Genomic DNA, 17,155 nt, shown 5'->3' with positions numbered 1-17,155 from the left:
CACCCACCCGGGACGTGCCCGCTGCCCGGGACCGTTCCGGATCTCCCGGACTTCGAGCGAATCCTTTATCTCTTTGCCATCTCTTTGCCAGAGCGATTTCGCCGCCGGGGATGCCGGTGAAAGACCGCTGAGGATGCTGAGGATTGGCTGTGTCGCGGCCGGTGAATCGGACCCAATATTCGTGGCCGGTGACCTGCCCTCGGATGCGACTTCGCCCGGATCGGACCGGATTGGGCGGGGCGTGGGGTGCTTGTGCCGCCGGATGGTCGTAGCGTCTTCGTCCATGAGCAACGCGCGAATCGCGACCGTTGGCGTTGAGGAGGAGTTTCACATCCTGGATCTCACCTCCCGGCAGCTCGTGCCGCAGGCTACGGCGATCCTCGAGCGTGTTGCGGAGGATCGTTTCTCCGCCGAGCTGCTCAAGTCGGTGGTGGAATCCAACAGCCGTCCGTGCACCGATCTCGCCGACCTGCGAGGCAATCTGCTCCAGCTGCGGCACGAGCTCGTGGCGGCCGCCGAACCGCTCGGGCTCGGCCTCGCGTCCGCGGGAACCGTTCCGTTGGTCGACCAGGACGTACTCGGGATCAGCCATGACCAACGCTACGAGCAGATGCTCGCCGACTACCAGCTTCTCGCCCGGGAACAGCTGATCTGCGGCGCGCAGGTGCATGTCGAGGTCGCGGATCGCGACCTCGCGATAGCGGTGGCCGCATGGGTCGCGCCGTGGCTGCCGACGCTGCTCGCGGTGTCGGCGAGTTCCCCTTACTGGAAGGGCATGGACAGCGGCTACGCGAGCATGCGCACGCTGGTGTGGCAGCGGTGGCCGACCGCCGGTGTCACCGGGTCGTTCAGCACGGCGGCCGAATACGACCAGGTTGTCGCGGATCTGATCAAGTCCGGGGTGATCAGCGATCCTGGCATGGTCTACTTCGACGTCCGTCCGTCCGCGCATCTGCCCACGGTCGAACTGCGTGTCTGTGACGCCTGCCCGGACGTCGACATTGTTATCCTCATCGCCGGCCTGTTCCGTGCGCTCGTCCGCCGGGCGACCCTGGCGATCGAGACCGGCGTGCCCGTACCGCCGCAGCGAACGGAACTGCTGCGGGCGGCCACCTGGCGGGCGGCCCGGTCCGGGATCGAAGGTGACCTCATCGACGTGGCCGGGGCGGGTCCGGTACCAGCGCGGGACCTGCTGTACCGGCTGGTGGACGAGGTGCGCGCCGAGCTCGAGCACGCCGGTGACTGGGAGCTGATCCGCGATCTCACCCACTATGCCGTTGGACGCGGCAGCGCCGCGGCCCGGCAGCGGCGGGCCTTTGCCCGGTGCGAGCGGCTGGCCGACGTCGCCGACCTCATCCTCGCCGAGACCCGCGAGGTGGCGGGCGCGGCGAGCCCGCTGGCCGCGGCCGTGGCATCCACCCGTCGTCCGCAGCCGGCGGCGGGCCTGCTGGCCGGCTACCAGCCGGAGGGTTTCGACGAGGTGGTGGACGCCGACGGCGCGGTCCGCGCATCTTACGGGAGTGTGATCCAGACGCTGGACAGCCTCGGAGCGGGGGTGCTGGCACAGCGCTCCGACGCCCGCGGCGCCGAGCAGATCTCCCGCGGCGCGGTGTTCCGGGTGTCCGGGGAGGACGCGGCCCGTCCCCTGCCGTTCGACCTGGTGCCGCGCATCGTCTCCGGCGCCGAATGGTCACGGCTGCGGGCGGGTCTGTCCCAGCGCGTCCGGGCGCTGGAGGCGTTCCTGCACGATGTCTACGGCGAGCAGTCCGTTCTCCGGGACGGCGTGGTCCCGGCCTGGGCGGTGCGGGACGCTCCCGGGATGCGGGCTGCCGGGTTCGACGTGCCCGCGGATGCCGTACGGGCGAGCGTCAGCGGCATCGACCTGGTCCGGGATGCAAGTGGTAGCTGGTACGTCCTCGAGGACAACCTGCGGGTGCCCTCCGGGGTCGCCTATGCGATGGAGGGCCGGCGGCTGACCCGGCTGATCCTGCCCGAACTGGCGCTGCCCGACGGGCTCATGGGGGTCGACGGCGTGCCCACCCTGCTGCACGAGACCCTGGTCGCCGCGGCGCCCACCCGGGCGGCGGGGGAGCCGGTGGTCGCCGTGCTGACCGACGGGTCGGACAACTCGGCACATTTCGAGCACACGCTGCTGGCCGAGGAGATGGGGGTGGCGCTCGTCGAGCCGTCGGACCTTGTCGCCGACGACGGCCCCGACGGCGTTGTCATCCATCACCTCGGCCGCGCCGGCCGGCGGCGCGTCGACGTGCTGTACCGGCGTTTCGACGAGGACGACCTGGACACGGCCGTGGCCGCCGACGGCCGGCCGCTGGGTCCGGCGCTGGTCGCCGCGGTGCGGGCGGGCACCCTCAGTCTGGCCAACGCCCCCGGTAACGGGGTCGCCGACGACAAGCTCCTGTACGCCTACGTGCCGCAACTGATCAGCTACTACCTGGGCGAGCGGCCGCTGCTGGACGACGTCCACACCTATGTCTGCGGGGATCCCGACCAGTGCGCGCACGTGCTGGACCATCTCGACGAGCTGGTCGTGAAGCCCGCCGACGGCTACGGCGGGGACGGTGTCCTGATCGGCCCGCAGGCGGGCGAGGCCGAGCTCGCCGCCGTCCGGCGGCGCATCCTGGCTGATCCGCGGCGCTGGATCGGCCAGGAGCTCGTGCGGCTGTCGACCCATCCGACCTGGCATGAGGGCCGGTTGCTGCCGTGCTCGGTGGACCTGCGCGCCTTCGTCTACCTCGGTGCGCGGGCAGTCGTCGCGCCGGTGGCGTTGACCAGGGTCGCGCCCCCAGGCAGTTTGATCGTCAATTCGTCCCGGGGCGGTGGTTCCAAGGACACCTGGCTGCTGAGCTGACGGACCGCACAGCGCAGTCCCGCAGCCCGGCGGGGTTGTACCAGCCGTGTACCAGCCGGGCTGTGCGGGTGGACGGGCGGCAGAGGCCCCGGACGACCGCCATCGCAACCGCGATGTTATCCGCCGGTAACCATTGGCTCCGATGGTGGTAGCCACGCGATCCGGAAGGGTCGTCCGGGAACGGGCGTCCAGGAGGGCCGTCGAAGAAGCCTATACGTGACCGACAGGAGCGGATATGTGCGGTCTGAGCGGAGAGCTGCGATTCGACGGTGCCGCGGCCGATGTGGACGCGGTGGTGCGGATGGCCGAACGGATGCGCCCGAGGGGTCCGGACGCCTCGGGTGTGTGGGCGTCCGGGCCGGTCGCCTTCGGCCACCGACGCCTGAAGATCATCGATCTTTCGGAGCGCGGTTCGCAGCCGATGGTCGACAGCGAGCTCGGCCTGACCTCCGTCTTCAACGGCTGCATCTACAACTACCGGGAGCTGCGCGAGGAGCTGACCGCGCAGGGATACCGTTTCTTCTCGGCGTCCGACACCGAAGTGATCGGCAAGGCGTACCACCGGTGGGGTACCCGCTGCGTCGACCACTTCGCCGGGATGTTCGCCTTCGCCGTCCACGAGCGGGACACCGGCCGTCTCGTCCTCGGCCGTGACCGCCTCGGTATCAAGCCGCTGTACGTGACCGGGAACTCCGCTCGCCTGCGCTTCGCCTCGACGCTGCCCGCGCTGCTTGCCGCCGGCGGCGTCAGCGGTGAGATCGACCTGGTCGCGCTGCATCACTACCTGTCGTTCCACTCGGTGGTCCCGGCACCGCGCACGATCCTGCGCGACGTCCGCAAACTGCCCGCGGCCACGGTGCGGACCATCGAGGCGGACGGTTCGAGCACCGACGAGCTCTACTGGCGTCCGGACTTCTCCCGGGACCCGGCGTACGCGGGCTGGTCGGAGGAGGACTGGCGGGAGGCGATAGGTGAGCGGCTGCGCACCGCCGTGCGCCGGCGCATGGTCGCCGACGTCGGTGTCGGCGTGCTGCTGTCCGGCGGGCTGGACTCCAGCCTGATCGTGGCGCTGCTCGCCGAGGCCGGGCAGTCGGGCCTGGCGACCTTCAGCGTCGGGTTCGAGGCCGCCGGCGGCGAGTCCGGTGACGAGTTCGCCTACTCGGACGTCATCGCCGCCCACTTCGGCACCGACCACCACCAGATCCGGGTGGCCAGCGAACGCCTGCTGCCCGCCATCGACCGGGCCGTCGCCTCGATGAGCGAGCCGATGGTCAGTCACGACTGCGTCGCGTTCCACCTGCTGTCGCAGGAGGTCTCGCGCCACGTCAAGGTCGTGCAGTCCGGGCAGGGCGCGGACGAGGTATTCGCCGGCTACTCCTGGTATCCGCCGTTGGCCGGCGTCCGGCGTGAGGAGGCGGTCGAGGACTACCTGCGGGTGTTCGCCGACCGCTCCCACGCGGCGATCAACGCCGTCCTCGAGCCGGAATACGCACTCGACACCGACGCCAGCCGCGCCTTCGTCACGGCCCACTTCGCCGAGCCCGGCGCGGCCAGCGCCGTGGACGCGGCGCTGCGCATCGATTCGACGGTCATGCTGGTGGAGGATCCGGTGAAGCGGGTCGACAACATGACCATGGCGTCCGGTCTGGAGGCCCGCACCCCGTTCCTCGACCACGAGCTCGTCGAGCTCGCCGCGGCCTGCCCGCCCGGACTCAAGCTCGCCTCCGGTGGCAAGGGGATCCTCAAGGACATCGGCCGTCCGATCATGCCTGCCGAAGTCATCGACCGTCCCAAGGGCTACTTCCCGGTCCCGGCGATCCGACACCTGTCGGGGGTGTACCTTGACCGCGTCCGAGAGTCGCTCACCGACCCGGTCGCCAAGGCCCGTGGGCTGTTCCGCGCAGACTGGGTGGAGGCCATGCTCGCCGCGCCGAACGACAACCGGACCACCCTCGGCGCGAACGCGCTGTGGCAGGCCGCCCTGTTGGAGATGTGGTTGCAAACCCAGGGGGTGTCATGATCGGTAACGGTGTGGCGGCCGGATCCCCCGAGCGCAGGGAGCCCGGAGGGCGCCTCGCCGACCTGGTGGACGACTGGGTGGCGGCGGCAAGCTGCTTCTCGCCGAGCCTGGGCAGCGACGGCGAGGTCGCCTACGTCAGCGACCGTGACGGTACCCCGCGATTGTGGTTACGCGACGTGACTGGGGTGGAGCGGGTGGTCGACACCGGTGCCGGCCATGTCCGATCCGTGCTCTGCTCACCCGGCGGAGCCTGGATCGCCGTGGTGGTCGCGCCCGGGGGCGGGGAGTACACCGAGGTCCGGGTCGTCCGCCCGGACGGCAGCGGGCTGCGCCGCCTGGCCGGCGGCTGGTACTCGACCGTACCGGGGCCGGGGCCGGGGCTGGGGCTGGCTGCCGGCGCTGACACCGGAGCGGGTCCTGGAGTCGTGGAACCGGGTGGTGCTCACGCCGCGTTCACGACACCGGCTGTTGTGGCGCCACCCTTCCCGCTGTACCTCGGGGTGGACGGTTCCATGGCGGGAAGGGTGGCGGGGTTCGCGGCAGGCTCCGTGGCAGGTGCCGAGGCCGGCACGGCGAGCGCGGCCACCCTTGGACGCTGGACGCCGGACGGCACCGCCGTGGCTGTGTGCGAGTCGGTCGGGTCGGGAATGACCCATGCTCTGCTCGTCGACCCCGAGACCGGGCGGCGTGACCCTCTGGCCGTGGGCCAGGCGCTGGCCGTCTGCGACATCGACGGGGACGCCGCGAGCGGATACCGGCTGCTGCTGCGGGAGGGCCCCCGGGGCGTCCGCCGGCTCATCCTGGTCGATTCGGCGACCGGGCGCTTCCATCCCCTGCTGGATGGAACGGGCACGGTGGGGCTCGGCCGGTTCGCCGCGGACGTCACCGCTCCAGCCACGGATGCTGCCTCGTCCGGATCGTCGGGTGGGACCGTGGCCTACGTCCTTTCCGACGCTGGTCGGGAACGAGCCGTGCTGGTCGCAGTGACCCTGGGTAACGATTTCATGCCGAAGAGCGTTGATGTCGTGGCGGCCCGTGACGACGCTGACCTGGAACGGTTCGCGCTGTTGCCAGGCGGCTTCCCCACCGGCAGTGGCAGCGGTGCCGGCAGTGGCACCGGCAGCGGCAGAGCGCGGCCCGCCGCCGTGCTGGCGTGGAACGTCGACGGGCAGACCGTTCTCGACGTGGTCGATCTCAACCCGGGTGGATCGGGCCGCCCCCGGAGCCGCCGGGCCCTTCCCTCGCTACCACGGGAGGTCGCGGGCAGCCTGCTCGTGCACGACGGTGGACGCGGGCTGCTGCTGGCACTGGTCGGTTCGACCGTCCCCGGCGAGTTGTGGACCTACGACTTCGCCTCGGCGTCGGCCGGCTACCGATGTCTGCTCTCTCATGCACCCACCGCCTTCCCGGTACCGGTGCTCGCGTCCGTCAGCGATCCGGACGGGGTCCCGGCCGTGGATCCGGCGATACCGGCTGCCGCTGATCCTGAAGCCGGTCCTGCCGCGAGCCCTACGGCCGACCAACACGGCGACCTCGCCACCGACCTCGCCACCGACCTCGCCACCGCCACCGACCAGAACGGCGACCGGATTGCCGGCACGGCGCAGCCGCAGACCCGGCTCGTCCGGCCGGTGCTGCACAGGTTCGCCGCCCATGACGGTCTGGAGCTGTCCGGCTGGCTGTACCGGCCGTACGGCCAGCAGGCTCCGCACCCGACCCTGCTGTTCTTCCACGGCGGTCCGGAGGCGCAGGAACGTCCTGTGTTCAACCCGCTGTTCCAGGCTCTGGTGGCCCGCGGGATCGCCGTGTTCGCGCCGAACGTGCGAGGATCCACGGGCTACGGCCGTGCGTTCAGCGACGCGGACAACCACCGTCGCCGTTTCGACGGCATCGCCGACGTCGCGTCCTGTGTCCGCTACCTGGTGGACGTCGGTCTCGGTGACGGCGGGCGGATCGGGGTCGCGGGCCGCTCCTACGGGGGTTATCTGACGCTGGCGGCGCTGGTCACCTACCCGGAGCTGTTCGGTGTGGGCGTGGACATCTGCGGGATGGTGGACTTCGCCAGCTTCTACGCCCGCACCGAACCGTGGATCGCCGGCGCGGCCGTTACCAAGTACGGCGATCCGGTGGCCGACGCCGACCTGCTGCGGGAACTGTCACCGCTGCACCGTATGGACCGCGTGAGCGCGCCGTTGCTGGTCGTCCACGGCGCCAACGACACCAATGTTCCCGTCAGCGAGGCCGAGCAGGCGGTCGCCGCCGCGTCCGCGCGGGGGGTGGACTGCCGGTACCTGCTCTTCGAGGACGAGGGGCATGAGATCGCGGGCCTGGCGAACCGGACACTGTTCGTCCGGGAGACCGTCGAGTGGGTCGGTGCCCATCTGCTCGGCAGCCATCTGGCCGGACCGGCCCTGCAGGCGTCGGGGGCCGAACCGCTGACGGCCCGGGCGGACCTCCACGAGGTCGTCTGACGATCTCCACGTGGTTGCCCGGAGGAGTTGTGGCCGCCCGGAGGAGCGGGCGTCCGGAGAAGTTACCGGGTCCGTCCGACGGATGTCAGGTCAGACCGTGACGCCGAGGGGGACGGAGACCCCGAGGCCGCCGCGGGTGTCGGCGCCGTAGCGTGCCTTCTCCCTGGCGATGTCCAGGGGCCGGACGCCGGTGCGGCCGGAGGCGATCGCGGTGTCGTCGAGCAGGTGCGCGGGGATCACCCAGAGGACCTCGAACTCCAGGCCGTCGGGGTCGTGGGCGTAGAGGCTCTTGGTGGTGCCGTGGTCGGAGGCGCCGACCAGCGCCCCGGCCTCGGTGAGCCGGCGCGCCGCATTCTCGAGGTCGGTCAGGGTGCCGACCTCCCAGGCGACGTGGTACATGCCCACGGTCGACCGGCCCGCCGGTGAGTCACCGGCGTCCGCGCCGAGCTGGAACAGGCCGATGTCGTGGTCGTTGGTGGAGTCCGGCGCCTGCAGGAACGCGGCCCTGCCAGGCATCGAGATCGTCACCCGGAAGTCCAGGACGTCGGTGTAGAAGGCGGTGGTACGCGCGACGTCACGGACGTAGAGGACGACGTGGTTGAGGCGGTGGATGCCCATGATCTTCTCCTCGGGCGGCTCGACGCCTGATTCCGTGGGGGCGCTGTCCTGTTGAGCGCCGTTCTGTTGAGCGCCGTTCTGTTGAGCGTTCAACTATCTTGAAGGTACCCTCGTCCGTCCCGCTACACCCGAGTTGCCGGAGACGATCTCAGCCGGCGCGGTCGGGATGCGCCGTCCGGCATGCCGGTACTGTCCGCGGTCGCGGTCGCGGTCACGGTCCGGCGCCGGTGGCCGCGTCCAGCGCGTAGACGTTGTGGTCCAGGCCGCCGATGTAGAGCAGGCCGTCCGCGACCATCGGCGAGGAGTCGTCTATCGGTCCCCGCGTGGCGAACTTCCAGCGCAGCTCACCGGTGACGATGTCCACGGCGTACACATAGCGGTCCCGGCTGCCCACGTAGACCAGGTCACCGGACACGGTGGGTGAGGAACGGATGCCGTTTCCAGTAGGGAAGCGCCAGCGGACCCGGCTGGTGCCCGCGTCCAACGCGTACAGGTTGCCGTCGTCGCTGCCCACGTACAGCACCTCGTCCACCACCGTAGGTGTGGAGACCACGCCGTTCTGCGCGGTGAACTGCCAGGTCGGTGTTCCGTCCGTGGTCTTCAGGGCGTAGACATCGTGATCGTCGGCGCCGATCCACAGCATGCCGCCGGACACGGTGGGTGAGGAGTCGACGGTACTGCCGGTCGCGTGACGCCAGCGTTCCTTTCCGTTGCGGACATCCAGACCGTAGATGTTGTGGTCACGACAGCCGACGTACACCCCGCCACCGATGACCGCCGGCGACGAGTTGAACCAGTCGCCGCCGGTGAAGCGCCAGCGTTCGAGGCCCGTGACCGCGTCGACCGCATACAGGTTGTGGTCGCGGCATCCGATGTAGACCAGCCCGTCGACCACGGTCGGGGAGGAGTGCATCGCCGCCCCGGTGTCGAACCACCAGCGCCGTAGCCCGGTCGCGGTGTTCACCGCGTGCAGGTAGGTGTCGTTACAGCCGACGTAGACCGTGCCGTCGGCGACCGCCGGAGACGACGTCACCGCATCGCCGGTCTGGTATCGCCAACGTTCGAGGCCCGTGACCGCGTCGATGGCATACAGATGGCGGTCGTTGCTGCCGATGTAGACCACGCCTGCATCGACCGCGGGGGAGGAGTACACCTCCGCACCGGTGGTGAACACCCATGGCCGTGGGCCGTTGCTGCCGCTGGAACCGAGCAGGTGCACTGCGCCCCACGTGCCCGCCCCGGCCGCCGCGGCGACCGCGACCCCGCCTGCCGCTCGCAGCAGGGTCCGCCGGTGCGGTCGCGCGGGTGCGGACCGGTCACCGGCATGTTCCTGGTCGGCGCGACCGGCATGTTCCTGGTCGGCATGACCTGTACGCCCCCGGCCGGTACGGTCGCCCGGCAGCATCTGTTCCAGTGGTAGCGGCGGCGTCGGTGCGATCAACGGGGACTGCTGCGCCGACGGGTTGGAGATCGGTTCCCGGGGGGTGGGCGGTGGCTCGGAGCGCACCCGTGGCCCCGGCGCCATCCTGGTCAAGGTCGTGTTGTCCCGGTCGGCGTCACGCACCTGCGCCCTGCCCGCCTGCGCCCGGTCTGCCTGGGCTCGGTCTGCCTCGGCCTGCCCTGCCGGTGCCCTGCCTGCCTGCGCTGCGGGTGAGGGTGACTGCCCACCGGGGCCGGACGGGCCGGAGGGTCTGTCCCGGGGGTCCGGGCGGTGCCCGCGTTCATAGGCGTCCACCAGGTCGTAGACGGCGGGTGGCAGCCAGTGCTTCGCGCCGAAGCCGGTCGGCGCCTCCTGCCAGCGTCCGTCGATCTCCTCCAGCAGACGGTTCGGGGTGGGCCGCCGCGCCGGGTCGCGTTGCATGCAGCGGCGGATCACGTCGGTGAGCTCCGGGGAGAGCGCGGACAGGTCCGGTGGCCGGGACAGCAGCTGGGCCAGCACGTTGACCGGTGTGTCGCCGGTATAGGCGGTGCGGCCGGTCGCCGCGAACAGCAGGGTGGCGCCGAGGGAGTACACATCGGTGGCCGGGGCCACCGATGCGGTGTCCAGGGCCTGTTCCGGGGACATGTAGTGCGGTGTCCCGATCACGGCCTGGGTGATCTGCGCGCTGCTGACCGACGACCGGACCAGCCCGAAGTCGATCACCTTGGGGTTCTCCCGGGTCACCAGCACGTTCGACGGCTTGAGGTCCCGGTGGATCAGACCCACCCGGTGGATGGAGTCCAACGCCTCGGCGATCCCGGCCGCCAGCCATAACACCGCGTTGACCGGCAGCGGGCCGGTCTGGCGTATCAGCCAGAACAGGGACGGCGCGGGAACGTAGGCGATGGCCAGCCACGGCATCGCGGCCTTGGCGTCCGCGTCCACCAGGGAGGCCGTGTACACGCCGCTGACCTGCCGGGCCGCCGTGGCCTCCCGGGCGAAACGAGCCCGGAAGCCGGGCTCCTCCAGCATGTCGACGCGCACCGTCTTGACCGCGACCAGCAGCCCGGAGCGGGACTGGCCCAGGTACACCCGGCCCATCCCGCCGCTGCCGAGCCGGCCGAGCAGGCGGTAGGGGCCGATCGTCCGCGGGTCCTGCGGCGTCAGGGCGTCACACATGCTCTCGAAGGAGCTGTTCGCGCCCGTCACGTCCGCCTCCACCGGTTTGTCACAGCCGTCATCGTGCCCCGGGACACCACCTTTCGGGTGATCTTCCGGGCGATTGTTGTTCGGATAGTCGTTCCTTGGACGATTGTCCTCCGGGCGTGGTAATCGTCGTGCCTGGTCACCGGCCCGCGCGCACCGGGGTCGTGCTGTCGGCTCCCCCCGTGCCAGTTCCCTCCGTGCCAGTTCCCTTCGTGCCGGCTCCGCCTGCGGGAGCCGTCGCCGCCGTCAGCGCCCTGCCGATCGTCGTTTCCAGCCAGGGGGCGAGCTGGTGCATGCCGGATGCGGTCAGGTGGACGGCGTCGACGTAGAACGGGCCACCGGAGGCGGTGCGGGTCCAGCACTGGTCCCCCCGGCACAGCGCGGCGTCGACGTCCAGCAGCAGGACCTGCGGATACCTGCCGGCGGCCTCGGCGACCAGCGCGTTGTAGCAGCGGCTGGACTGGGCGTCGGTGTCCCCGGTGCTGCTGCGGCTGTTGGCCAGCAGCACCGGCCGGCCGGGGGCCTGCTGCTCCCACAGGTGCGCGGCCACGGCCAACCGCTCCCGGTAGATCTGCCGATAGCCGACGTCGCAGGGGGAGACGACCGTGGCGCGGTCCGGCCGCGCTGCCGCGTCCCCGCTCAGGTCGACCATCAGGACGTCGGGATGGCTGGCGGCGATCTGGGAGCGCCAGTACCGGTCCCAGTGCACGCAGTTCTCCGCCGGCGCCGCCGGTGCCCGCGCCGACACCGGTAGCTGGGCGTCAGCGCTGACGTGGGCCTGCGGTGTGCCGGGTGGCGCCACCGGGAACAGCCCGCAGCCGGGCAGTGAGCGGTCCACCACCGGGTAGCGGCCGGAGCCGTGCCGGCCGACCGCGGCAGCCAGATCACCGGCGAACGACCCGCCCAGCACCAGCACCACTGGTCCCGTGCCCGCCCGTAGCCGCTGCTCGGCCAGGGCGGGCAGCCACAGGCCGCCGGCCGCGACGGCGGTGTAGGACACCAGCAGCACCGAGGCGGTCCGCCCCAGCCGCCACCGGCGCAGCCGCAGCCGGCCGACCACCGCGTCCTGCAGCAGCAGCCCGAGGAGCGCGGCCAACCCGCCACCGACCACCAGCAGGGCATGCGGCCGCACCCGCGGGAAGGCGGACGCCAACGCCCAGAACACCGGCAGGTGCAGGAGCAGGAACGGGTAGGCCATCCCGCCCAGCTCCACCGGCGCGCCCCGGCCGAACAGCCACTGCAGCGGGCTGCGGCGGGCCGGCGCCGCCGGACGGTCCACGCTGGCCAGCAGCAGCGCGCCCGCACCGGCGGCGACGGCCGGCCCCCCGTTACGCAGCCAGTCGGCGGGATGCGCGGTGGCGACAATCCCGCCGGTGACCAGCACGGCCAGCGCGACCGTCCCGGCCGACGTCGCCCACCAGAACCCCCGGGGCGGGGTGGCGCCGGCGGAGCCGTTCGTTGCCGGGGTGGAGCCGCCGGGGCTGCTGGTCGCCGTCCGGATCTGCGCTGTCCGGACCTGCATGGCCACCACCACCGCGGCCGCCGTGGCGCCCAGCAGCCATTCGGCTACCCGGACGTGGCTGCCCAGGGCCAGTTCGGGCAGGTCCGCACCGGCGGAGGCCCGGGCCGGACCGACCAGGCAGGCGCCGGCGGCAAGCAGCGCGGTGACGGCCGCGGTCAGCCAGGCCGTCCAGCCCGTCCGCGCCGGCCGTCCGATCCGCCGGGCGACCCACCACGCGCCGGCCAGCAGCAGCGGTCCCGCGACGGCGAACTGTTCGACCAGGCTCAGCAACCACAGCAGACCCAGCGGGTCCACCTGGGCGGGACGGTCGGCGTACCAGTTGCCGTCGGCGCCGGTGAGCTGGCTCCGCGCTACGAGGTCGAACCAGTTCCCCAGCTGCGCCAGACCGGCAACCGCCTGCGGGCCGAGCTGCCGGGCCTGGCCGGGGGGGCTGAGCGCCATGGCAAGCCCCACGGTCGCGGCGAGGGTGAACAGTAGCAGCGGAACCCGCTGCTTGAAGTGGTCGCGGTATGCGGTGCCCAGGCCGAAGGCAGCGCGATCATGTTTTTCTCGCGCTGCCGGAGGCCCAAGTTCCTGGGTTGCTGAGCGGAGCCGGCCGGGCGGGCGTGACCATGCGGCACCCAGCAGGGTGCGGGTGGTCAGGTAGCCGGTGGCGGCCAGCACCAGATCCGGCCCGAGCAGCTCCGCGCGGAATCCTCCGGTGCTCTGCAGCATCACCGCGAGTACCGCAAGACCGAACACACCGATGACGGCACGTGACGGGGGAAGGGTCAGCGTACCGCCCTCCAGGTCGAGAAGCAGTCCCGGATCGTCTGTTCGGCAGCCCTGCCGGCGAACGACTCGTGCCGGTCCCGCAGCGGGTCGACGGTACTGGGATCAACGTGGAAGTCCACCCGCCACCAGTACAGGCCGGCCAGAGCACGTTCCCGCGCCATCCGGCAGGCGGCGGTGAACCAGCGTTGCTGGACGACCTCGTTGACCGGGCCACCGTTGTTCGGATTGGCCGGATGCCGGTAGATGCCGTCCTGGGCAGGAGCGCCCACCTCATACAGCAACAGGCCGGGTATGGTGCCGCGGGCCCGGCGGTCCAACCAGGCGTTCCAGCCCGCGGCCAGTTCCTCCACGGAGGCGTCGTCGGGCAACGGCAGTTCCGGGTAGGCGTCCACGCCGACCCGGTCCACCGGCATCCGGACCGTGGTGTGCACGAACACGTCCCAGTTGAACGCGTACCCGGTCTCGCCGCTGAACAGGGTCCGGGCGTATGCGGCCAGATCCGTCCAGCGCGGGTCACCTTCCAGGGAGTTGAGTTCCGTACCGATCACCATCGTGGCGGCGCCGGTCCGCTCGGCGAGGGCCAGGTAGGGCGTGAGGAAGCGGCGATAGGAGGCGAACCAGGCATTCCGATCGATCGGCCTGATCGTTCCACGCCAGTCCAGCCGGTTGGCGGCGGTCAGGTTCCGTTCGTCGAGTGTCGGACGCAGGGTGACACGCAGGCCGGAGTGCCTGGCCTCGTCCAGGAGGATGCCCAGCCGCTCCGGTGTGGGGGTGCTCCTGGCGCCGTGGACGGCGTTGGACCTGACCGTGTCGGTGAAGAAGGGAAAGGAAACGCAGATCGCGTTGGCTTCCAGGTCGACGACGTAGTCGACGACCTGTCGTGCCTTGATGCGGATCAGTTCGGCGGACTCGCTGGAATTGTCGTCCCAGTAGACCTGGACGCCGAGTTCGGGCCGCCCGGGATGCCAGGGGTAGGCGACCGCGGGGCCCGAGCCCGGACCCGGACCCGGAGTCGAGGTGGAGGCCGGGGCCGGGGCCGGGTGCTCTGCGCCTGAGGCCCGGCTTGGGACGCCGTCCGCCGCGGGCGCCGTCTGCGGCGCGGCCGGCCGGAACGCGGGAGTGCGCTCCTGCGGTACGGCGGCGCAGCCGGTGCCCGCGGTGAACATGACAAGTACGGCGACCAGCGTCATGCCGGCCGCGTTCAACCTGATCACATCGGTTTCGCGATCACGTTGAAGGTGGACTCGCCGTTGCGCAGGAAGCGGACCAGCCCCCGGAACACCGCGATCGCTTCCAGCAGGGAGAAGACCGGAATCAACAGCAGCAGGCACGGCGGTTCCCACCACCGGCGCCGGGGGTGCTCCGAAGCCCCTGCGTTGATCTTCAGACCCTCCCAGTAGAGCCAGATGCTGTAGGCCATGTTGGACGCCCAGATGGGCAGCAGCACGGCGCTGACCGGGGTGGTGTCGGTGTCCCCGAGCAGCGTACCGACCAGGATGATTAACCCCAGGTGCTGGATCGGTCCACATGCCCAGATCAGCACGTTGTGCAGGAGAAGCAGCCGGTGGCGCAACGGGACGGTGCGGTTGGCCGCCAGCCGGAACAGCCCCCAGGACCAGCGTTCCCGCTGCCGGACGAAGTCGGCCACGGTGGCCGGGGACGCGCCGTAGGAGCGTCCGGGGAACCAGTCGCTGCCACCGGGGTGGCGACCGCAGAAGAGCAGGGCGAACTGGGCGTCCTCGACGATGGCCTGGGGGCCGAAGTCCCAGCCGGTCGCCGCCTCCACCGACGCCCGGACCAGCAGCAGCTCCCCGTGCAGCCCGGCGCGCGGCATGCCGCGGCCAGTGGTGGCCGCGAACAGGCTGATGTCGCACCCCGGGCGGACCGCGTCGGCCAGCCATGTCAGCTTGTTCACCGCGTGTTCCCGCGGGTAGCTCAGGACTCCCTGCGCGAGGTGGCGGGCGTGCGCCCCGGCCAGCCACTGGGCGTTGAGAAACCGGGCCAGGGCCTCGGCGGTGTCGGGACCGACGCCGGTGTCGTCGTCCATGTGCAGCACCCACACGTCCCCCCTGGCCTCCCCCTCGGCGTAGCGCAGCTCGTGGACGTAGTGGTTCGCGCGGGCCTTGAAACGGGTACCGCCCGGGGTGCGGTAGCCGCGGGGCACGGTGACGACGCGGATCAGGTGGTCCGTCGCCGCCAGCGCGGCGATCTGGTCATAGGCCGCGCAGCCCTCCTCGACGACCACATCCACCCGCAGGTACGGGAAGTAGTCCGGCAGATACTGACAAAAGGAGCGAACAACCCGCTCGAGGGCGGGGTAGGTGTCGTGGCGTCCCACGGTCGGGACGACCACGATCAGCGGATTGTGGACGATTGCCGCGCTGACCGGCAGTTTGCGGTTGCGGCGCAGCCGAACGGCCGTGAGCACGCTCCCGTACATACCGATGACGGTGTTTGTGATGGGCAGTGTCCAGACCACCGCGGCTATCCAGCCCATGAAGCCGAAATCGGGGTCGCGGGCCCAGGCCCACCATCCGAAGGCGCCGAACGCGATGAAGCCGATCAGAAACGAGCTGAAACCGGGCCGCCATACCCACCGCTGCCGGGATTTGGCCAGCGGCATCGTGTCGTGCTCGACGGCGGTGGCCCAATCCAAGGATTCCCGGCGCATGAGATGCTCGGACGTGGTCACGCGGCTCCCCCCACAGGAGTACTGATCACGGTCCCCGAAACAATACGCCAGCCGGACCGGAGCGGGTGTATCCCGTAGGCGACGGTTGCTGTTGCCGACGGCGGCCGTAGCCTACTAGCGGTCTCGATGCGCGTGCTGTTCAGGGTCGACAGTGGTGCTTCGTGGTGATTCCGTTGTCACCGGTGGAGCCCGTCCCGGTCGGGTTCTACTCCGGTTGGGACGGGAACTCCCGACCACCCTGAGACATCCGTCTGGCGTGCTCGGTGAAAAGTGCGGCGGTACTCGACGGGTGGATCACGCGGAGGCCGTCGTAGTCGGGGTAGTGGGAGCCGTCGTCATTGCGCCCGGTGAGGAGCCAGAACTGGTCGCCGTCGCCGTCGTGGCCTTCGACCTCGGCCGTCCAGGCTGCGTAGACCGTGTTGCGGGTGGCCTCGTCGTCCCGCCAGGAGAATTCCTCCAGCACCGCCGGCACCCCGGCGTCGGCGGCGTCACGAAGGTGGTCGTGAATCCATCGGATGCCCCAGTCCGGCGATTTTTCACCCCATTGCTGGGGATGGAGATGAAATGTTCCATAATCGATCGTGGGCAGCCGGACGAGTCGATGCCAGGCCACCCCCTCGCGGTTGGAATAGGGGTGGTCGGCCGCGCCGGCACGGCCGTAGAAACCTTCGTCGCCGACCGCGACCAGCTGGCGGGGCGCCAGCCGCTTGACATGTCGGCTCATCTCGTCGGCCCAGGCGACCAGCGTGTCCCCGGACGGGTCGGATGGGCAGCGGGGCTCATTGGCCAGCTCCCAGGTCATGACCGCCGGCTCGGAGTCGTACGGCACGCCCGTGTACCGGTTCCGCCGGCTGATCACGTGCTTCACCCAGGCCTTGTAGCATTTCCTCATGTTGCGGCGGTGGAAGAAGTCGTCGTGTTCGGCGGAGAACCATGCGGCGTACTGTGGAATCCCCCCGAAGTCGCTCCAGTTGTTCGCCAGGACAATCACCAGCCGCAGCCCTAGCTGCCCGGCCCTGAAGACGGCGTAGTCCAGGTGCTCGAAACCGTCCTCGTCATATCTGAACGGTTCCGGCTGCAACACCACGCCGTCTGCCGCAGCGCCGTCGAGGAAGCCCCAGCAGCGGACCACCCGCAGGCCCATCGTCGCGGCGTCGCTCAGCACGCTGTCGGTCATCCGCTGGCTCTTGTAATGCAGGTAGTAGTTGTTGGTGCCGCAGAAGCGGAAGCGTCTGCCGGCGAGCAGGAATGCGCCGCCGTGAACTCGGACGAAATCAGGGGTCCCACGGCCGGTGGGGCTGGATCCAGCAGAGGAGGACACGGTCCGGGACGATACGGCCATCCCCGGGATGGGGCGGTCCCGGGGATGCCGGGACCGGTCGTCCCGGTCGTCCCGGTCGTCCTAGTCGTCTATCGTCACCCGGCGTATCCGATCGTTGCAGTTGTCGGTGATGTAGAGGTGGCCCGTGATGTCCAGGCCCAGGCCGTTGGGATCGCACAGGCGGGCTGCGGTGGCTGGTCCGTTGTCGCCGGAGTAGCCGGCCACCCCGCTGCCGGCGACGG

At 70.7% G+C, this 17,155-nt stretch carries 10 protein-coding genes; 3 read left to right on the top strand and 7 right to left on the bottom strand.

Going from position 1 to position 17,155, the window contains the following annotated elements:
- Positions 1–283: 283 nt before the first annotated feature.
- From CV1CTNOD_RS16015 to CV1CTNOD_RS16005, 3 genes are all read left to right on the top strand, one after another.
- Positions 284–2,869, top strand: a complete 2,586-nt coding sequence (locus tag CV1CTNOD_RS16015; RefSeq protein WP_131786867.1) for a carboxylate--amine ligase/circularly permuted type 2 ATP-grasp protein — start codon at positions 284–286, stop codon at positions 2,867–2,869.
- 235 nt (positions 2,870–3,104) lie between these two features.
- Entirely contained in the window at positions 3,105–4,889 is a 1,785-nt protein-coding gene (locus CV1CTNOD_RS16010) for an N-acetylglutaminylglutamine amidotransferase (RefSeq protein WP_131786866.1), read from the top strand.
- Positions 4,886–7,360 (top strand): S9 family peptidase, encoded by a 2,475-nt coding sequence (locus CV1CTNOD_RS16005; protein WP_131786865.1) that lies wholly within the window; start codon positions 4,886–4,888, stop codon positions 7,358–7,360. Before CV1CTNOD_RS16010 ends, CV1CTNOD_RS16005 begins: the two co-directional genes overlap by 4 nt.
- A 90-nt stretch (positions 7,361–7,450) precedes the next feature.
- Here CV1CTNOD_RS16005 and CV1CTNOD_RS16000 read toward each other — a convergent pair whose 3' ends face one another.
- The 7 genes from CV1CTNOD_RS16000 to CV1CTNOD_RS15970 all read right to left on the bottom strand — a co-directional run bounded on the left by CV1CTNOD_RS16000 (position 7,451) and on the right by CV1CTNOD_RS15970 (position 17,138).
- Positions 7,451–7,978 carry a VOC family protein gene (locus CV1CTNOD_RS16000; protein ID WP_131786864.1) on the bottom strand — a complete coding sequence of 176 codons (528 nt, stop codon included), beginning with the start codon at positions 7,976–7,978 and terminating at the stop codon, positions 7,451–7,453.
- Between the two features lie 211 nt (positions 7,979–8,189).
- Positions 8,190–10,607, bottom strand: a complete 2,418-nt coding sequence (locus tag CV1CTNOD_RS15995) for a PQQ-binding-like beta-propeller repeat protein (RefSeq protein ID WP_131786863.1) — start codon at positions 10,605–10,607, stop codon at positions 8,190–8,192.
- Between the two features lie 136 nt (positions 10,608–10,743).
- Complete coding sequence (locus CV1CTNOD_RS24815) at positions 10,744–12,867, bottom strand: SGNH hydrolase domain-containing protein (RefSeq protein ID WP_165485552.1); 2,124 nt, start codon at positions 12,865–12,867, stop codon at positions 10,744–10,746.
- Positions 12,868–12,896: 29 nt separating this feature from the next.
- Positions 12,897–14,114: a glycoside hydrolase family 113 gene (locus CV1CTNOD_RS15985; RefSeq protein WP_131786862.1), complete on the bottom strand. Its 1,218-nt coding sequence runs from the start codon at positions 14,112–14,114 to the stop codon at positions 12,897–12,899.
- Positions 14,111–15,592, bottom strand: a complete 1,482-nt coding sequence (locus CV1CTNOD_RS15980; protein WP_131786861.1) for a glycosyltransferase family 2 protein — start codon at positions 15,590–15,592, stop codon at positions 14,111–14,113. The genes CV1CTNOD_RS15985 and CV1CTNOD_RS15980 overlap by 4 nt, the downstream gene beginning before the upstream one ends.
- Positions 15,593–15,797: 205 nt before the next feature.
- Positions 15,798–16,913, bottom strand: coding sequence for a glycoside hydrolase 5 family protein (locus CV1CTNOD_RS15975; RefSeq protein ID WP_242606742.1), 1,116 nt, complete (start codon positions 16,911–16,913; stop codon positions 15,798–15,800).
- 81 nt (positions 16,914–16,994) lie between these two features.
- Positions 16,995–17,138, bottom strand: coding sequence for a hypothetical protein (locus CV1CTNOD_RS15970; protein ID WP_242606744.1), 144 nt, complete (start codon positions 17,136–17,138; stop codon positions 16,995–16,997).
- Positions 17,139–17,155 lie beyond the last annotated feature (17 nt).

Origin of the sequence: Protofrankia symbiont of Coriaria ruscifolia (assembly GCF_900634745.1) — a bacterium.
In the GTDB taxonomy this organism is placed as follows: Bacteria; Actinomycetota; Actinomycetes; order Frankiales; family Frankiaceae; genus Protofrankia; species Protofrankia californiensis.
Note: the sequence above shows the minus strand (reverse complement) of the source record. Positions and strands in the feature narration are given on the sequence as shown.